General features: G+C 69.4%; 13 protein-coding genes. 5 read left to right on the top strand and 8 right to left on the bottom strand.

Annotation, left to right across the window (positions count from 1 at the left end; genetic code table 11):
* Window positions 1-60 precede the first annotated feature (60 nt).
* Entirely contained in the window at window positions 61-636 is a 576-nt protein-coding gene (locus FHX50_RS03280; RefSeq protein WP_183374395.1) for a MerR family transcriptional regulator, read from the top strand.
* 101 nt (window positions 637-737) lie between these two features.
* Here FHX50_RS03280 and FHX50_RS03285 read toward each other — a convergent pair whose 3' ends face one another.
* Together FHX50_RS03285 and FHX50_RS03290 are read right to left on the bottom strand one after the other, a co-directional pair.
* Entirely contained in the window at window positions 738-1,532 is a 795-nt protein-coding gene (locus FHX50_RS03285) for a ParA family protein (RefSeq protein WP_183374397.1), read from the bottom strand.
* Window positions 1,533-1,572: 40 nt separating this feature from the next.
* Window positions 1,573-2,526 (bottom strand): PAC2 family protein, encoded by a 954-nt coding sequence (locus FHX50_RS03290; RefSeq protein ID WP_183374399.1) that lies wholly within the window; start codon window positions 2,524-2,526, stop codon window positions 1,573-1,575.
* A gap of 139 nt (window positions 2,527-2,665) precedes the next feature.
* Between FHX50_RS03290 and FHX50_RS03295 the strand changes: the two genes are divergently transcribed.
* The gene (locus FHX50_RS03295) at window positions 2,666-4,036 is read left to right on the top strand and encodes a DUF2252 domain-containing protein (RefSeq protein ID WP_183374401.1); all 1,371 of its coding nucleotides are present in this window, start codon (window positions 2,666-2,668) and stop codon (window positions 4,034-4,036) included.
* Window positions 4,037-4,059: 23 nt separating this feature from the next.
* A complete protein-coding gene (trhO, locus tag FHX50_RS03300; RefSeq protein ID WP_183374403.1) occupies window positions 4,060-4,950 on the top strand; it encodes an oxygen-dependent tRNA uridine(34) hydroxylase TrhO in 891 nt (296 codons plus the stop codon).
* Between the two features lie 94 nt (window positions 4,951-5,044).
* Here the strand turns inward: trhO and FHX50_RS03305 are convergent, their stop codons facing one another.
* From FHX50_RS03305 to FHX50_RS03315, 3 genes are read right to left on the bottom strand one after another with little or no spacing between them, the layout of a single operon-like run.
* Entirely contained in the window at window positions 5,045-5,665 is a 621-nt protein-coding gene (locus tag FHX50_RS03305; protein WP_183374405.1) for an isochorismatase family protein, read from the bottom strand.
* A complete protein-coding gene (locus FHX50_RS03310) occupies window positions 5,662-6,393 on the bottom strand; it encodes a queuosine precursor transporter (protein WP_183374407.1) in 732 nt (243 codons plus the stop codon). Before FHX50_RS03310 ends, FHX50_RS03305 begins: the two co-directional genes overlap by 4 nt.
* 16 nt (window positions 6,394-6,409) lie before the next feature.
* A complete protein-coding gene (locus FHX50_RS03315) occupies window positions 6,410-7,039 on the bottom strand; it encodes a TetR/AcrR family transcriptional regulator (protein ID WP_183374409.1) in 630 nt (209 codons plus the stop codon).
* 85 nt (window positions 7,040-7,124) lie between these two features.
* Here FHX50_RS03315 and FHX50_RS03320 point away from each other — a divergent pair, with 85 nt between their 5' ends.
* Entirely contained in the window at window positions 7,125-9,875 is a 2,751-nt protein-coding gene (locus FHX50_RS03320; RefSeq protein WP_183374411.1) for an MMPL family transporter, read from the top strand.
* Window positions 9,872-12,676: a YhgE/Pip domain-containing protein gene (locus FHX50_RS03325; protein WP_183374413.1), complete on the top strand. Its 2,805-nt coding sequence runs from the start codon at window positions 9,872-9,874 to the stop codon at window positions 12,674-12,676. Before FHX50_RS03320 ends, FHX50_RS03325 begins: the two co-directional genes overlap by 4 nt.
* A gap of 47 nt (window positions 12,677-12,723) precedes the next feature.
* On the opposite strand, the gene FHX50_RS03330 is transcribed toward FHX50_RS03325, so the two are convergent.
* Genes FHX50_RS03330 through FHX50_RS03340 form a run of 3 tightly spaced genes read right to left on the bottom strand, consistent with a single transcriptional unit; the run spans window position 12,724 to window position 18,513 of the window.
* On the bottom strand, window positions 12,724-16,110 hold the full coding sequence (locus FHX50_RS03330; RefSeq protein WP_183374415.1) for an error-prone DNA polymerase: 3,387 nt from the start codon (window positions 16,108-16,110) through the stop codon (window positions 12,724-12,726).
* Window positions 16,103-17,779 carry a DNA polymerase Y family protein gene (locus FHX50_RS03335; protein WP_183374418.1) on the bottom strand — a complete coding sequence of 559 codons (1,677 nt, stop codon included), beginning with the start codon at window positions 17,777-17,779 and terminating at the stop codon, window positions 16,103-16,105. Before FHX50_RS03335 ends, FHX50_RS03330 begins: the two co-directional genes overlap by 8 nt.
* Window positions 17,779-18,513 (bottom strand): hypothetical protein, encoded by a 735-nt coding sequence (locus FHX50_RS03340; protein WP_183374420.1) that lies wholly within the window; start codon window positions 18,511-18,513, stop codon window positions 17,779-17,781. The genes FHX50_RS03335 and FHX50_RS03340 overlap by 1 nt, the downstream gene beginning before the upstream one ends.
* Between the last annotated feature and the right edge of the window lie 24 nt (window positions 18,514-18,537).

The following is an 18,537-nucleotide window of genomic DNA, read 5'->3' on the forward strand; positions in this document are numbered from 1 at the left end:
CGGTAGGCTGAGGCCTGTGCCGGCCACCTTCCCCGACGGGCGGCACCACCTGGAGGCACCATGAACAATCAGAAGAATCCGCGGTCGGCTCAGAGCACCATCCCGGCTGCTGAGCAGGGCGTCCTGTTCGATGATCTCGTCGACACCCCCGGTGAGCTCGGCTACCGCGGCCCCGCCGCCTGCAAGGCCGCCGGCATCACCTACCGCCAGCTCGACTATTGGGCGCGCACCGGCCTGGTGGAGCCGTCGGTCCGCTCCGCCACCGGCTCCGGTTCACAGCGCCTGTACGGCTTCCGCGACATCCTCGTGCTCAAGGTCGTGAAGCGCCTCCTGGACACCGGCGTGTCCCTCCAGCAGATCCGTGTCGCCATCAACGCGCTGCGCGAACGCGGCGCTGATGACCTCGCCCAGATCACCCTGATGAGCGATGGCGCCTCCGTCTACGAATGCACCAGCGCCCAGGACGTGTTCGACCTCGTGCAGGGCGGCCAGGGCGTGTTCGGCATCGCCGTGGGCCGGGTGGCCCGCGAAGTGGAGAACGACCTCGCGATCCTGCCCAGCATCGACCCGGCGGACGACGCCGGCGCCCTCCTGCGCGACGAGCTCGCCGCCCGCCGCGCACGCCGCGCATCCTGATCGTCAGCGGTCGCCCGCGAGCGGCCGCGCACAGCAGAAGACCCCCGCTTCCTCCAGGTGCGGGGGTCTTCTCGTTTCGTGAGTGGGGGGAGTGGCGCTGGTCAGGAGTGCTGGCGCGAGTCCAGAATCGTGCCGAGCAGCGCGTCGAAGTCCTCCGTCAGCTGCTGCGCCGAGGCGCCCTCATAGGCGTGCAGCGGAACAGCGCCGCCCTGCGCCTGCTGCAGACCGATGCGCTCTTCGAGGATCGGGTCGATCACCTGATCGCCGAACAGGTCCTTCAGCTCCTGCACGCGGAACTGGTGCTCCACGCTGCGTGGACGGTACCGGTTCACCAGCACGCCCAGCGGCTGCAGTCGTTGAGCGGCGCCCTGCGCCTTCAGCTCGTCACCGAGCTTCAATGCGCGGTCAGCGGCGGACACAGCGAAGAAGCCGGGCTCGGCGACCACAATGCTGCGGTCCGATGCGGACAGCGCCATCTGCGTCAGCCCGTTCAGCGACGGTGGGCAGTCCACGAGCACGATGTCGTACTGCTGGGTGCGCTTGTCGAGGGCGTCGCGCAGTCGGCGCAGCGCCCGCCGGTCCAGGGCGGGGGAGTCCAGCCGGGAGGAGCGGTGCGACCCGGGGATGATGTCGAGGTGGCTGCGGGCACCGGAGCGGGCCCACGGAGTCTGGATGACGGAGCGGTCGATCGTTTCGGTGCGTGCGGAGGCGATCACCTCGGCGATGTCGGGTTCGCCGCCGGGCTCGCCGAGGAGTCCGAGGGTGGTGTCAGCCTGGGGGTCGAGATCCACGACCAGAGCGTTCACCCCGCGATGCAGCGCCGCAGATGCCAGGCCGAGGGTCACAGACGTCTTGCCGACGCCGCCCTTGAGGGAATACAGACTCACAACAAACACGGTGTCAGGATACCAACCGTCGGGTGGGCGGGAGCCGTGATCAGGCGGGGGAGTGGCCGGTGTCCTGCCCACCGCCGGTCGGGCCGTTGTCCTCGTCCTCGCTCATCCGGCGCAGGAACTCCTCCACGTCCTCGCTGAGCTCCTCGGCCCCCGGAATACGGTCGCCGGAGGTGGGGATCTGCTGCAGGAAGCCGTCGAGCCGGGCGTAGTTCGCCTCGAACTCGCCGATCATGGTCTGCAGCTGCTCATTGGACTCCAGTGCGGCATCCATCTGACGGCGGACCCCGTCGGCCTTCTCCTCCAGCTGGGCGGAGGGCTCGATCGCGGGGCCGCCGGCTGTCTCCACCGCGGACAGCAGCGTCAGCACCGCGGGGAAGTACTCGACCTCGTGGGCGTAGGAGGGGATGTGCGCGGCCAGGCCGACGACGGCGTGATCGGCTTCCGCCAGTCGCATCGCCAGTACGAGCGGGAACGCGGAGCGCAGGCCGACGGGCCCCGGCATCGGGTTGGAGATCGTCAGGTCCTCCGGGCGGGGCGCGAACGTGGTGACGGGCGTCGGGCGCGTATGCGGGGTGGCGGTCGGGAAGCCGGAGACCAGCACGGTGCGGGTCACGCCGAGCTGCTCGGTGACGATGCGGATCGCATGCGCGGTCCGCTCCCACTGGTAGTTCGGTTCGGGGCCGCGCAGCAGCAGGAACCGCGGCTTCGACGGCATCGACACCTCATGCAGTTCGATGCGGGGCGCTTCGTAGCCGGTGAGGCGGTCGGCGTCCAGGGTGATGCCCGGGCGCACCGCGGTGTAGTCGATGACCTGGTCGGCGTCGACCGTGCCGATGAGGCGGTGCTCGAACGAGGACAGGATGTGTTCATCGATCGTGGCCTGCACATGCCCGGAATCGGTGTAGGAACCGAGGGTGACGAGCATGGTGGGCGCGTCGACGGTGCGGGCGTCGACATCGCGCTCATACGAGAAGAGCGTGGTGGGATCGAGCATGGCTCCTCCGTTCGTGGGCTCAGCGCCCGCAGGGGCGGGGTCTCGGATTCGCCACCTGCTGGTGGCGCCGGTCGTGTCCGATCCAACGTCCTCGGCGCGCCCGCTATTCCCGGCCCCGGGCACCGGTGATAATGGCCTCATGAGCATTCGCCAGTTCCTGCCGCCCGGCGGCAGCGCCCAGGACTCCTTCGACGCCGGCCGGGAGATCCGCGCCGTCCACCCCCTGGGCGACCACGCCGAACTGGTGATCAAGGAGAACCGCGACCCGCTCACGGTCATCGAACGCACCCACCGCACCCGCATCGAGGACCTCATCGGTGTGCGGGTGAACCGCATGCGGCAGAGCGCCTACGCCTACTACCGCGGCACCGCGGACATGATGTGCGCGGACCTGCGCTACGGCGCCGATTCCGGCATCCGCACCATCATCGACGGCGACGCTCACCTCGGTAACTTCGGCCTATTCGCCTCCCCGGAGCGCCGCCTCATCTTCGACCTCAACGACTTCGACGAAGCCGGCATCGGCCCCTGGGAGTGGGACCTGAAGCGCCTGCTCACCAGTTATGTCCTCGAACTGCGCGAACAGGGCATGAAGAAGTCCGACATCCCTCAGGAGCTGCGGGACATCTCCCGTGCCTACCGCGACATGCTGCTGGCTCTGTTCTACATGGACGCGACCGACCGGTACTTCGCCTCCGTCGGCGCCCCCGACCTGCTCGCCACCGGGTACCGCACGTTCTCCAAGGCGCTGACGAAGGCGCGCCGCCGAACCAGTGAGCAGGTACTCGGCAAGATCGCCGAAGAGGACGAACGCGGCCGCCTCCGGCTCGCGCTGCAGCCGCCGCTGCTCATCCCGTACCCCGAGGGGCGGCGCGAGCGCATCCGCTACCGCCTCAACGAATACCTTGAGACGCTGCTGTCGGACCGCGCCCTGCTGCTCAGCCAGTACCGCCTGGTCGATGTGGCGCGCCGCGTGGTCGGTGTGTCGAGCGTCGGCACGCACTGCTCCGTGGTGCTGCTGCAGGGGCCGCAGGGGGAGCCGCTGGTGCTGCAGGTGAAGGAGGCGCTCACCTCCGTGCTGGAGTCCCACGGCGGCCTCACCGGCGTGACCCCGAAGGGAGCGGAGCACGCCTCCCGCCACGCCTACCGCGTCACCGAATCGCAGCGTGTGCTGCAGTCCACCTCCGACCCGTTCCTCGGCCGCACCGTGGACCCCGACGGCCGCAACTTCTACTGGCGGCAGTTCCGCGACATGAAGGGCAGCTTCAACCTCACCAGCGCCGAACCGGGGGAGGTGCGCGCCTATGCCGCGCTGTGCGCCCGCCAGCTCGCCCGCGCGCACGCCCAGTCGCCCGACGGCACCGCCATCGCCGGCTACCTGTACGAAGCCAAGAAGTTCGACAAGGCCGTTTCCCAGTGGGCCGTGGACTACGCCGACGTCATCGAGCAGGACTTCGAGGCGTTCACCCAAGCAGTCAAGGACGGGCGCTTCCCGGTCACCGACGGGTAGGTTCCGCCGGTAGGATCAGCGCCATGGCCATCCCGAAGATCCTCCTGTTCTACAAGTTCACCCCGCTGCCCGATCCGGAGGCGATCCGGCTCTGGCAGCGCACCCTGTGTGAGGCGAACAATCTGCGCGGACGGATCATCATCTCCGAGGACGGCATCAACGCGACCGTCGGGGGAGACCTCGACGATGTGAAGCGCTACGTGCGCACCACCCGCGAATACGCCCCCTTCAAGGACGCCGACATCAAGTGGTCCGACGGGCTCGGCGACGACTTCCCGCGCCTCAGCGTGAAGGTGCGCCCCGAGCTGGTCACCTTCACCGTGCCCGAGGAAGTGAAGGTCACCGCCGACGGAGTCCAGGGCGGCGGGGTTCACCTCAAGCCCGAGCAGCTGCACGAGCTGGTGGAGGCCAGGGGAGAGGAGGTGGTGTTCTTCGACGGCCGCAACGCAATGGAGGCGGAGATCGGCCGGATGCGCGGAGCTGTGATCCCGAACACGGACACCACTCGCGACTTCATCGACGAAATCGAATCCGGCAAGTACGACGATCTGAAGAACCGGCCGGTCGTCACCTACTGCACGGGCGGCATCCGCTGTGAGGTGCTGAGCGTGCTGATGAAGAACCGCGGCTTCACCGACGTGTACCAGATGGACGGCGGGATCGTCCGCTACGGCGAGAAGTACGGCAACGACGGCCTGTGGGACGGGTCGCTGTACGTGTTCGACAAGCGCATGCACATCGAGTTCGGCCAGGGCGCCGAATCGCTCGGGTCCTGTGTGGGATGCGGTGAGCGCACGCCGGTGTTCGTCAACTGTGCGAACCTCGCGTGCCGGAAGCAGTACCTGCGCTGTGAGCAGTGCACCGAGGCCGGGCGTGTGCCCACCTGCGGGCAGTGCGAGGGCGCTCCGGCCTGAGACGAGGGAGGGGCTGGGCCCGATCAGGTTCCAGCGGTCCTGCGCGGGAGCACCCGCTCCCCACTCTCACTTTACATAACGTACATTATCGGCGTTATGCAGAGGGTGTGTTCTGATCACTCGTACCGGTCAGGATCCCATGGCGCTCCAGATCCTCGAGCAGCTCCGCCGATGCCGCCGGATGCACCGCAGCACTCAGATCCGTCAGAACCCGCACACGTGCACCAGCAGCCACCAGGTCACGTGCCGTGGCCTGCACGCAGAAGTCCAGCGCCAGACCGGTGACATCGGCCTGCACGTCCTCATGTTCCGCGACCCACTCGGCGAACGACTCCGTCGGCCCGCCGGAGGACGGATCGCCGATCACGCCCTCCATGCCGCTGTACGCCGGCATGCCGTAGCCCTTGCGCACGCGGATCACCTCCAGGTCGTCCGACAGGGCCGCGATCAGAGGATGCAGCTCGCCGCCGCTCGTGCCGGCGACGCAGTGCACCGGCCACGTGTCCTGGAAATCGGGCTCATCAGCGAAGTGTCCGCCGTTGTCGCTGCCCGGCTGATGGAAGTCCTGGGTGAGGACGATGGCGTCGTAGTCGTCGGCGTGGGCGCGCGCATAGCGGTCGATGTGCTCGGCGACCGTGTGGCCGCCCTCAATGCCGAGCGCCCCTCCTTCGCAGAAGTCGTTCTGCACATCGACGATCATCAGCAGGCGGGTCATGGGGCTTCTCCTTCGGTGCGGATATAGGCATGGATGGAGCTGTCGGCGGCGCGCATGCGTGCCTGATAGCTCGGATCGGTCCGCTTCATCCAGCGGATCACGGCGGCGGTGGCCGGGACGGCGGCGTACTGCACGAGCACCTTGTAGAGGAATCCGAACGCGGTGTAGTTCGCCCAGTCGCCGAGCGTTGTGATGCCGATCGCGGTGGCGGCGATCGTGCAGAAGATGATGGTGTCCACCAGTTCGCCGAGGCCCGACGCTGAGAACAGGCGCGCCATCAGGCCCTTCTCCCCCATGCGCGCCTTCATGCGCGCCACCACCAGTGAATTGACGGTCTGTCCGGCGAGGAAGCCCGCCAGGGACGCCACCACGATGATCCACACCGGACCGAGAGCGACCTCCAGGCCGTGCTGCTTCTCGATGCCGTAGTCGTCGGTGAAGCCGGGCAGGGCGATGATCACCTGGTACACCAGCACCGCGAGCACGTTCAGCACGAAGCTGGTGAGGATCGCGCGGCGCGCCGCAGCGGGCCCGTACATCTCGGTGATGATGTCGCCCATGATGTAGGCGATCGGGAAGAGGAAGAATGCGGCGTCGGTGATGACCGGTCCGATCAGGACGCCCTTGGCGGCCCCGATACCCGAGAGGATCACCACCACGGCCTGCACGGCCACGAGGATGTCGAAGTGGGAGTTGCCGCGATCAGCATAGACAACGGTTCTGCTCATAGCGCCAGCCTGCGGTTCAGAGCGGATCCACAAAGGTGTCGAGGATGGCTTCGATGACCCGGTTGGTGGTCTCCACATCGCTGGCGCCGTCGAGCTGTTCACTGAGCATGAGGTTCATGAACACGCCCAGCAGGGTCTCCGCCAGCAGTGTGGGATCGAGGGTGAGGCGCGCCTCTCCCCTGGCCTCCGCGGCGCGGAAGGCGTCCGCCACAGCGGTGCGCAGCCGTCGGCGCTGCACTGTGACATGGCGGGCGAAGGACGGATCCCGCAGCGCATAGCTCACCGCTTCGGAGTGCAGCAGGTACCACGGGATGGCGTTCGGCCGGAGCGCTTTGAGGACGGGGAGGTAGCCGGCCGACGGGTTCTCGTGCAGATCCGGCTTCGCCAGGTGGCCGGCGAGGTCGGCGATCACGCGGTCGGTCACGAGCTCAAACGCTTCGATGAAGACGTCGACCTTGGAGCGGAAGCTCGAGTAGAAGGCGCCGCGCGTGAAACCGGCGACGCTGGTGAGGGCGTCGACGGTGGCACCGTCCACACCGAAGTCGATGAACACCTGAACACTGGACTCCACCAGCTTCGATCGGGTGTTCTCCTTCGAACGCACGGCACTGGTCGGGTCCTGGACCGCTTCGCGCACTTGGCTCACGTCACTTCTTCCCATCATTGAAACAGGTCTCGATGCATCATAGTATCGAGCCCGATACAGTTCTGTATTGAACGGAAGGTGTTCTGTGTCCTCATCCCTCTACCGCCTCGGACTGCGCGCCTCACACACCCCCAAGCGCATCATCCTCGCCTGGCTCGGCATCATCGTTCTGCTGGGTGCCCTCGCCGGCGCCTTCGGCGACCGCCTGAGCGACGAATTCGCCATCCCCGGCACCGAGGCTCAGCAGGGCCTGGACAACCTCGAGACCCGCTTCCCGGAGATGTCCGGAACCTCCGGCGAAATGGTCTTCCGCACCACGGACGGCTCCCCCATCGACTCCCACCGCGACGAGATCACCGCAGTGATGAAGGAGATCTCCACCTACAAGGACGTCGTCGCCGCTCCCGACCCCTACGGCGAACACACCAAGGGCGTCACCAGTGAGGACGGCACCGCCCTCATGGGCAGCGTCCAGATGGACGGCGGGCTCGGCTCCTACGACCCCAACAGCATCGAGAAGATCCAGAAGCTGGCATCGGAGCACACCGGCAACGGCCTCGAAGTCATCCCGTCCGGATGGATGCTGAAGGACCCGTCGGTCCCGATCTCCATCACCGAAGCGCTCGGCGTCCTCGCAGCACTCATCATCCTTGCGGTTTCGTTCCGCTCCCTCGTGGCCGCGTTCATCCCGATCGTCACCGCACTGGTCGGCGTGGGCATCGCGATGCTCCTCATGTTCGCCGGCACCAGCATCCTGACCGTGTCCTCCACCGCGCCTACCCTCGCCGTCATGATCGGCCTGGCAGTCGGCATCGACTACTCCCTGTTCATCGTGTCCCGCCACATCGACCAGCTGCGGGACGGCATGGCCGTGGACGAGTCCATCGGCCGCGCCACCGCCACCAGCGGCAGCGCCGTGGTGTTCGCAGGTATGACGGTGGTCATCGCCCTGATCGGTCTGTTCATCACGGGCATCCCGTTCCTCACCATCATGGGCGTCGTCTCCGCCATCGCTGTGGCGGCGAACGTCGCCGTCGCACTGACTCTCCTGCCGGCGATCCTCGCGCTGCTCGGTGAACGGCTGCGGCCGAAGTCCGCCCGCTCGTCCCGCACCGCGCAGCAGGCCGACGGCCCCGACCATCGCTCAGGCTCGCACGCCGCGAAGCCCGCCCGCACACCCCTGCGGGAGAAGTGGGTCCGCCTCATCACCCGTGTGCCGGCCCTCACTCTCATCGTGGTGCTCGCAGCAACCGCTGCACTCATCATCCCCGCGAAGGACCTGCGCCTCGCCCTGCCCGATCAGGGCACGGAGCCCGTCGGCTCCGCCTCCCGGGTCGGCAACGACGTCGTGGTCGAGGAGTTCGGCGAGGGCTACACCGCGCAGATCCTCGTCACCGCGGACATCGTCAACTCCACCGACCCCGTCGGCGTGGTCGACGAACTCGCCGCGCGCGCGACGAAGCTCGACGGTGTCAGAACCGTCCAGCTCGCCACCCCGAACCGCGGCGCCGACATGGGCGTGGTGGTCCTCATCCCCGAGCACGGCAGCTCCCACCCCTCCACCGCGAAGCTCGTAGAGGACCTGCGGGACCACGCCGCCGGCTGGGAGAAGGATCTGAACATCTCCCAGGTCACGGTCACCGGGTCAACGGCCGCCGCGACCGACATCACCGCCCGCCTGTCCGCCGCTCTGATCCCCTTCGGCATCTTCGTAGTGGGACTGTCACTCGTGCTGTTGGCGATCGTGTTCCGCTCCATCTGGGTCCCGATCAAAGCGGCCCTCGGATTCCTTCTGTCCATCGGCGTCGCGTTCGGCGTCTCCGCGATGGTGTTCGAGTACGGCTGGGGCGCTGACATGCTGAACATCGCCGCCACCGGGCCCGTCATCTCCTTCATGCCGATCATCGTGATGGGCGTGCTGTTCGGACTCGCCATGGACTACGAAGTGTTCCTCGTATCCCGAATGCGCGAGGACTTCACCCACACGCGTGACGCGAAGGGTGCGATCACCCGCGGCTTCACCCACAGCGCACCCGTGGTCATCGCCGCCGCCCTGATCATGCTGTTCATCTTCGCGGCGTTCGTGCCCGAGTCCACCTTCGAAGTGCAGCCCATCGCCCTGGCCCTCGCCGCCGGCGTGTTCGTGGATGCCTTCATCGTCCGCATGACCCTCGTCCCCGCGGTCCTCGCCCTCATCGGCGAGCGCGCCTGGCACCTGCCCGCTTGGCTGGACCGGCTCCTGCCGAACATGGACGTGGAGGGCGAGGGCCTCGCCACCGTCCTGGAGCACCAGGCATGGACCCGCGAACACGGCCGAGCCGTGATCCGCCTCAATGAGGTGACCGCTCCCCTGCTCAGCGGAACCGGCACCCTCGGCCCGATCAGCGAGCACGTCCGCTCCGGGGAGATCATGCTGGTCACCGCCCCCACCGCCGACGAACGCGACACCTTCACCCTGCTGAGCGCGGGGCGCCTCCTGCCCGAATCCGGGCACGTGGTGATCGGCAACCGCATCATCCCGCTGGAGACCGGTGCCGCGCAGCAGAACGTGCTGCTCACCGGTGAGGACCCCGTCGGCGCCCTCACCCGCCACCGGCCCTCCGACCCGACCGCCACCGCGGTGGTTCTGCCCAGCCTCGCCGCCCTCGTGGAGGCCGACGGAGGCGTCGATGCGCTCCTGTCCCGCACCCGTCAGGGAAGTGCCGCCGTCATCGCGGCGGACACCGACCCCGCAGCCCTGCTCGACCAGATCGACGATCTCGCGGACGTCCGCATCCTCGACCTGGCCGATCTGAGAACCCGCCCAACCGATGAGAATGCTGAGGTGCTCGCATGAGCCGCCGCCTTCGAACCATCCTCGTTGTCCTGCTCCTGCCGCTGCTGATCGCCGGCGCCGGCCTCTGGGCCCTGAAGGACCGCGCTGACGCCATCGACAAGGTGCCTGCCGCCGTCGTCAACCTCGACGAGGGCACCGAACTCACCCAGCCCGACGGGAAGAAGCAGTTCGTGCCCTTCGGGCGCCTCCTGACGGGCGCCCTCACCCACCCCGAGACCGTTGAGGGGTCCGACTCCCCCGACACCGCCGGCTTCGACTGGCAGCTCACCACCGAGGAGGACGCCCGTGAGGGCCTGGACAGCGGCAAGTACTCCGCCGTGGTCATCATTCCGAAGGACTTCTCGAAGAAGCTCGGCACGATGGGGTCGAAGGACGCGGTCCGCTCCCCCGTCACCGTGATCACCAACGATGCCTCCGGCATGCTCGACTCCCTCGTGGGCCAGGCGATCGCACAGGTGGCGACCTCCTCCATGAACAACCAGCTCGCCGAGCAGTACCTCTCCCAGCTGTACGTCGGCTTCAACTCGGCCCAGAAGGGCATGCAGGACGCCGCCGACGGCGCCGGCGAGCTCTCCGACGGCGCCGGCGACCTTGCCGAGGGGACGAAGAAGAACGCGAAGGGCGCTCGCGAGTACTCCGAGGGCGTCGACCAGTACACCAAGGGCGTGGACAAGCTCGCCGGCGGTGTCAGTGATGCCGCCGGCGGCGCGGGGGACCTCTCCACCGGTGTCGGTGAGCTGTCCAAGGGTATGAGCGGCCTCGCCGACGGCACCGGTGACCTCGCGAAGGGGTCAGCGGACCTCGCCGCGGGCGCTGACCGGTACGCCGACGGTGTCCGCACCTACGGCAAGGGCGTCGACGCCCTCGCCGCCGGTGCCGGCGACCTCGACAAGGGCGCCTCCGGGCTCGCCAAGGGCGCCGGTGACCTCTCCACCGGTGCATCCGACCTCTCCACCGGTATGGAGGACCTCGTGGACGGATCCGATTCAGTCGCGACCGGCGCGGAGAAGCTGGACGCCGCCGTCAACGGTGAGGACGGGCTTGTCCAGGGCGTCCAGCGAGGCGCCGACATGATGAAGGGCAAGGACGGCCAGCCCGGCTTCGTGGAGGGCGCCACCGCCACGGCCGACGGAGCCGAAGCCTTCGCCGGCGGCGTCTCGAAGCTGCAGCAGAGCACCGGGAAGCTCGCCCAGGGCTCCGACTCGGTCACCGGCGGCCTCAAGGACATGAACGGTGCCCTCAACGGCTCCGGCAGTGCGCAGGACCCGGGCCTGCTGCCGATGCTGCAGCAGATGGAGGCCACCTGCGCCGACTCCGGTGCCTCCCCCGAGTACTGCCAGCAGGTTTCGGCCTCGCTGAAGTACGCGCAGGGCATGGACCAGGGCCTCAACGGCGACGGCGGCAAGGGCGGTCTGATCGACGGCTCCCAGCAGGTCACCGACGGCATCCAGCAGATCGACGGCGCCCTCACCGGGACGTCCGAGAAGCCGGGCCTGGTGGACGGCGCGCAGCAGGTCGCCGACGGCACCCGGGCTCTCGCCGACCACGCTCCCGCCATTGAGAAGGGCTTCCGGGATCTGAACACGCACGTCACGGAGCTCGGTGACGGCGTGCACCAGCTGGCGGTGGGCTCCCGCGGAGTCGCCGACGGTGTCTCCGCCTCCCAGAAGGGCGCCGCGGATCTCGCCACCGGTGCGTCCGGCCTCTCCGACGGAGCCGGGAAGCTCGCCAAGGGCACCGGTGACCTGTCCACCGGCGCCGAGAAGCTGTCCGCCGGCACCGGTCAGATCACCGAGGGCGCCGACGGTCTCGCTGCGGGTGCCCGCGGCGTGTCGGAGGGCTCCTCACAGCTTGCGGAGGGCGCCGATCAGCTCGCCGACGGCTCCGGCAGCGCCGCGAAGGGCGCCTCGGATCTGGCCACCGGTATGGGCGAGCTGGACCGCGGCGGTCAGCAGCTGTCGAAGAACTCCGGGGAGCTGTCGAAGGGCGGGCAGCAGCTCGCTGACGGTGCTGAGCAGATCGATGACGGCACCGGGAAGCTCGCTGACGGCAGCGGTGACCTGCAGAAGGGTCTGCAGGACGGCGCGGACCAGATTCCGACGTACTCGAAGCAGGAGCAGAAGGATCTGGCTGCTGCCTCGACGCAGCCCATCTCAGTGGATTCGCTGCGGCAGAATGCGGTGAACGGCGGTGCGACGGGTGCCTTCCCGTTCGTGACTGCTCTGGCACTGTGGATCGGTGCGTTCGGCATCTTCGTGGTGTGGCCGGCGCTGTCGAAGCGTCGCCTGGATGAGGCGCGTCCGATGTGGCAGGTGGCGCTGCTGTCGCTGGTGCCCGCCGTGGTGATGGGCGCCGCGCAGGCGGTGCTGGTGCTGCTGACGCTGCTGGTGATCGGTGTGAACGCCGCCAGCGTGCTCGGAGTGGTGGCGCTGTCGCTGCTGGCGGCGGTGGTGTTCGCCGCGATCCACCAGATGATGCTGACGGTGTTCGGCACCTCGGTGGGCAGGGTCGCGTCGGTGGTGCTGCTGGTGCTGCAGGTGGTTGCACTGGTGGGCATTCTGCCGCTGGAGACCGCTCCGCAGCTGCTGCAGTCGGCGGCGGGTCTGATGCCGCTGACAGTGGCCACGCAGGGCCTGCTGCATGCGGCGCTCGGCGGGTCGGTGGTGTCGATGTCCAGCACCCTGGCGACTCTGCTGCTGATGGGGCTGGTGTCGGTTGCGGTCACGCTGGTGGCGGCGCGGTCGAAGCGCACGGTCACGGTGGACCCGCTCCCCCGCCGACGGGCACACGCTGCCGCATGACGGTCTGACCGCTTCACCGCTGTATCCTCGGCGCCCGTTCCCCTCCCTCAGCAGAAGTTGCGGGAGGTGGAGCGGGCGCCGAGCGGCATAGCGGCGACGTCATCGGCAAGGACGCTGATCACCCCTTCGTCGCTCTTCTCCAGCCGGCCGCGGATGACGACGGCTGGACAGGTGCGCAGCACGGCCCGGTGACGGCCCCAGAACCCTCGTGAGCAGATGACGTTGAGGATGCCCGTTTCGTCTTCGAGGCTGAGGAATGTGGCGCCGCTGGCGGTGGCGGGCCGCTGACGATGGGTGATGATCCCCGCGGTGCGCAGGCGCGTCCCGTGGTCGTGGTCGCGGAGCCGGGCGATGGGGTGGACTCCGTCGGCCTCCAGTGCGTCCCGCAGCAGCGCGACGGGGTGCTCAGCTGGGGAGATGCCGGTGGCCCAGGTGTCGGCTGCCATCAGTTCGGCGTCGCTCATGCCGGGAAGCATTGGGGCGTCAGCGCCGATGTGCACTCCGGGGATGGTGCCGGGGCTCTCGTGGGCGGCGATGCCGGCGGCCCACAGGGCGGCCCGTCGGGACCCGGCGATCTCATCCAGCGCACCGGCGGTGGCGAGGGCTTCGAGTTGGGCGAGGCTGAGCCGCACCCGCCGGGCGAGGTCGATGACGGAGGCGAACCTCCCTCCCCAGGCGCGCTCGTCCACGATCCTCTCCGCCACGGCGGTGGAGATGCCGCGGACACTGGACAGGCCGAGTCGGATCGCGGGGCCCGCGGCGGCTCGCTCTCCCTGCACCTGCTCCCCCGGTGCGAAGCGGTAGGGGCGGTGGTCGTCGGTGAGCTCAAGGGTGGTGAGGGCGTCGCTGGCGTGGAGGTCGGCGCCGAGGGTGACGACGCCGTGGCGGCGCGCATCCGCGACGAGGGACTGCGGGGAGTAGAACCCCATCGGCTGGGATCGCAGCAGTGCGGCGGTGAACGCCGCCGGGAAGTGCGCTTTGAGGAACGCGCTGGCGTACACGAGGTACGCGAAGGAATAGGCGTGGGACTCGGGGAAGCCGTAGTTCGCGAACGCGAGGATCTTGCGGTAGATCATCTCCGCTGCTTCGCCGTCGATGCCGTTGTTCGCCATGCCGTCGAACATGGCGGCGCGCAGCGCCATCACTTTCGCGCTGGAGCGCTTGGATCCCATGGCGCGGCGCAGCTGGTCGGCCTGGGCGGCGCTGAAGTCGGCGACATCGACCACCATCTGCATCAGCTGCTCCTGGAACAGCGGCACCCCGAGTGTGCGGCCGAGTGACTTCTCCAGCCGCGGGTGGGCGAAGGAGATCTCCTCCTCCCCCATGCGCCGACGGATGTAGGGGTGGACGCTGCCGCCCTGGATGGGGCCGGGACGCACGAGCGCCACCTCCACCACGAGGTCGTAGAATTCGCGGGGCCGCAGCCGCGGCAGGGTGGAGATCTGCGCCCGTGACTCCACTTGGAACACGCCGACGCTGTCACCGGCGCACAGCATGTCGTACACCGCCGGGTCCTCCTGCGGGAGGGTTGCGAGGGTGTAGTGCTCGCCGTGGTACTGGGAGAGGATGCGCAGGCAGTGGTCGAGTGCGGTGAGCATGCCGAGGCCGAGGAGGTCGAACTTCACCAGGCCGGCGTCGGCGCAGTCGTCCTTGTCCCACTGCACAACGGTGCGGTCGACCATGCGGGCGCGCTCCACGGGCACCACGTCGATGACGGGGCGGTCGCACAGCACCATGCCGCCGGAGTGGATGCCGAGGTGCCGTGGGGCGTCCCGCAGGCGCCGCGCCATCCGCTGAACGTCCTCGGGCAGGTCGGCGGTGCCGAGGGAGGTGAAGGAGCGTTCGATCCGTCGCGCGAATGCGTCCTGCTGCCCGGGCGCGTATCCGAGGGCGCGGGAGGCGTCCCGCACCGCCATCCGCGCCCGGTAGGTGATGACGTTGGCGACCTGTGCGGCGTTCTGCCTCCCGTACTTGCGGTACACGTACTGGATGACCTCTTCGCGCCGGTCGGAGGCGATGTCGATGTCGATGTCGGGTGGGCCGTCGCGTTCCGGTGCGAGGAACCGTTCGAACAGCAGCCCGTGCATGACGGGGTCGACCGCGGTGATGCCGAGCGCGTAGCAGACGGCGGAGTTCGCCGCTGAACCGCGCCCCTGAGCGAGGATCTCGTTGTCCCGGCAGAAGCGGATGATGTCCTCCACGATGAGGAAGTAGCCGGGGAAGTGCAGGTCGGTGATGACGCGCAGCTCATGCTCGATCTGCGTCCACGCCCGTTCGTTGTCACTGCCGCGCGGTCCGTAGCGCTCCTGCGCCATCTGGTGGGTGAGCTCCCGCAGCCAGGTCGCTTCGGTGTGCCCGTCGGGCACCTCGCAGGGCGGCAGGTCGGGGGCGAGGAGGGTGAGGTCGATGGCGCAGTCGCGGCCGATGATGGCGGCGTTCGCCACGGCCTGCGGGTACCGCCGGTGGATGTGCGCCATCTCTTCGCCGCTGCGCAGGTGCGCGAGGCGGCTCGGCAGGTGCGGGTCGGCGTCCTCGAGGCTCTGCCCGGCGCGGAGGCTGGCATGGACGTCGGCGAGCTGCTTGTCGGTGGGGGCGGCATAGTGGACGTTGCCGGTGGCGACCAGCGGCAGGTCCGCCCCGGTCGACTCCCTCGCGATGCGGGCCCCTTGGGCGAGGGCGTCGTGCAACTCGTCCTGGAGGCCGCTGTGCTCCAGCGGAAGCTCCACCACCACCGCATCCGTCCCGTACTGGTCGACGAGGCGTTCGATCTGCTCCGCGGCGGCCAGTGCCGCCTGCTCGATATCGCCCGTGGCCAGGTGCGGCAGCACGGCTTGCTGAACGGCGCCTTTGCGGCAGCCGGTGAGGATCAGCCAGTGCCCGCCCCGGGCCGCGTCCTGCAGTTCGGTGCGGTTGTAGCGGGGTTCGCCTTTGTCGGCGCCGTCGAGGTGGGCGCGGGCCATCGCAGCGGACAGCCGACGGTACCCGTCCTGACTGCGGGCCAGCACCAGCAGGTGTTCGCCCTGCGGGTCGTGGCTGCCGGTGCGGGGCGCCGACGCGGCGCTCGGCGGGGAGCCGGCGACGGGCAGGGTGAGCTCTGCGCCGTACACGGTGCGCAGGTCGTGCTCGCGGGCGGCCTGCGCGAACCGGATCGCCCCGTAGAACCCGTTGTGGTCGGTGAGGGCGAGCGCATCCAGTCCGAGCCGGTGCGCTTCGGCGACGAGGTCTTCGGGGCTGGAAGCGCCGTCGAGGAAGCTGAAGTGACTGTGGGCGTGCAGTTCCGCGTACGGAACGGCCCGCTCCGGCTCGTAGGTGGGAGTGCTGTCCTGCTCACCGGTGTGCTCGATGTGGATCTGGGGCCCGACCGGCACCGACCGGTCCGACAGCACCGCTTCGAGGTCCCGCCAGCTGGGCGGCCCGAGGAACCATCTAGTCATACAGCGCCTCGATCCGCCAGGTGCCGCGTTCGCTCAGCAGCACGAGCGCGAGACCGCTCTCCAGCAGCACCTGCATCCGTGCACCGCGGTGAGCACTGGCAGCGTCCGCGCTGCGCCACCATCCCTGGTCGAGGATCTCGGGGGCGCTGAAGCCGGTGAGGCCGACGGGGGCCGTCCCCGGCAGGTGCGGCGGCAGTCCCTGCTCGCTGGTGAGGTGGGTGGGGTCGGCGCTGAGGACGCCGCGGGCGGTGACGACGACGTCGGCCCCGTCAGCGTCGGTCAGCTGCACGGGGATGGTCTCGGCGAACACGGTGGCGGGCAGGGGCGCGGTGGGCCTGCCGGGCCAGGGACCCGTCGGCACCGCGGGTGCTTCGCTCTTCCACGGGATGGTGGCGCTGAGGTCCCGCAGGAGCCGGCCCGTCGCGTTCGGCGCGGGGATCAGCACCGCCTGCTCCCCCGCGATCGACTGGGCGCGAGTGAACGCGCGGTGCGCCCGCAGCGCCTTCTGCCCGGTCTGTCCCCACAGGGCGGGGGCGTGCGTCCCGGCGGGCACCACCTGTTCGGGCAGCAGCTGCAGGTGGGTGAGGGCGCCGGTGCGGATGTCGGTGCGCAGTCGGGCGGTCTGGATCCAGCCGTCGCACTGCCAGCGGACCCGGTCCACGATGTCGGCGGTGGTGAGGGCGCCGTCGTGCCGCCAGGTGCGGGCGGTCTCATGCCCGCCGTCGGCGCGGGCGATGACGGTCAGGCGCGTGCACACCGCCCCGTGCCGGCGCAGCTGCTCCTGCAGCTCCTCCGCCATGGGCTTGGCCACGAACGCCGCCTGGTCCACTCGTTCCAGCGGCGGGTCCAGCACTCTGTCCACCTGGATCGGCTGGTCGAGCCGAATGTGCACAGGCGCTGTCGGTTCCTGCCCGTTGGCCAGCAGGTGCAGCAGTGCCACGGCAGGACCGAACCGGTCGGTGACCGAGCGCACCGGCAGGGCGGCGAAGTCGCCGAGGGTGTGCATGCCGAGGCGCTGCAGCAGGTCAACCGTCTCCGGGAGGGACACATCGGTGGTGAGGAAGCGGGAGCTGTGCCCGATCGGCGCCTCCAGCAGCGTCGCGATGGGGTGCGGCGCGAGGTAACGGGCGGCTTCACCGGGGCGCACGATCCGGCCGGTGCGGGCGGCGAGGATCGCCGCGAGTGGTCCATCGGCGATGCCGACGGTGCATTCGAACCCGGTGAGGTCCGCAACCGCGTTGATCAGCGCTTCGGCGAGCTCCTCTTCACTGCCGGCGTGCCGGGCGGGTCCCCGTGCCGGCATCAGCAGCGCCCCGGGTCGCAGCGCCTCGACCCCGGCGGCGACGGTGTCCACAGCAGCCGCCACGGTTTCGAACAGGGCCGCTTCGGCATCCTCGCTGCGGTCCACGAGAACGAGGTTCGGGCAGGTGGCCTGCGCGGACCGCTTCTTCATCCCCGCATGGACCCCGAGAGCGCGGGCGCTCGCGGACGCGGTGAGGACCCGATGGTGGTCCATCACCGCCAGGAGAGCTGCTGCGCGGTCTGTCTGCAGGGTGTGGTCCCGCTGCGCTTCGAGGGCAGTGAGCAGCGGCCAGTCGGGCACCTGGACGCAGACGGTGCGGGTCGCGGTCGTGGGGGTGGCCGCGGTGCTGGAGGCGGGTGCGGACATCAGGCGGACCGCACGATCGACAGGGCCGGGCGCTTCGACCGCGACGGCGCGGAGGAAGCAGGCGCAGACGCTGCGGTGGTCAGCGGCGATACGACCATGGCGCCGCTGACGCTGGGCAGAGTGATGTCGACACGGCCCGAGGGGAGGCCACGGTTGGTGACGGCAACGGCGACGTCGTGGTGACGAAGCCGCCCGGAGCCGCGGCGCAGGCCGCGCCAGCGCACATGGTCGGCGCTGATCCGCAGGTCGGCACGGCCGGGCGGGTCCGCCGCGAGCAGCAGAGTGTCCTGTGCGCGGGCGCGGGAGATCGCGGCGCGCCACAGCTGGTCGGAGACGGCGCTGCCGATGACGACGACGTCGACCCCGTCGATCATGGCGGAGACGAGCTGGGAGATGCTGGCACCCGGGTCGGGCAGCAGGGCGAGACGGGCGGGATCCACACCGAGGTCGGCGACAGCGCCGAGGCCGAGGTGCGGCATGCCGATGACGGCGCACCAGGACTCCTCCCCCATGGCGGCGCCGGCGAGGGCGAGCAGGAGCGATGTGCTGCCGGTGACGGCGACGCTGCTGCCGGGCCGCAGGCCGGCGAGCACTGAGGCCAGGGCACTGGGGACGGGCAGGGAACCGGTCTCCACGGGCCGACGGATGCCGCCGGTGAGACCGCTGACGCGCGCTTCGGCCGTGCTGAGGACGGCCTGCGCGCGGGCAAGCCGGTCATCGAACGCGATGCTCACTGCAGTCCACCCCTTCCCCGAATT

It is taken from the genome of Helcobacillus massiliensis, from assembly GCF_014191425.1.
Taxonomy (GTDB): domain Bacteria; phylum Actinomycetota; class Actinomycetes; order Actinomycetales; family Dermabacteraceae; genus Helcobacillus; species Helcobacillus massiliensis.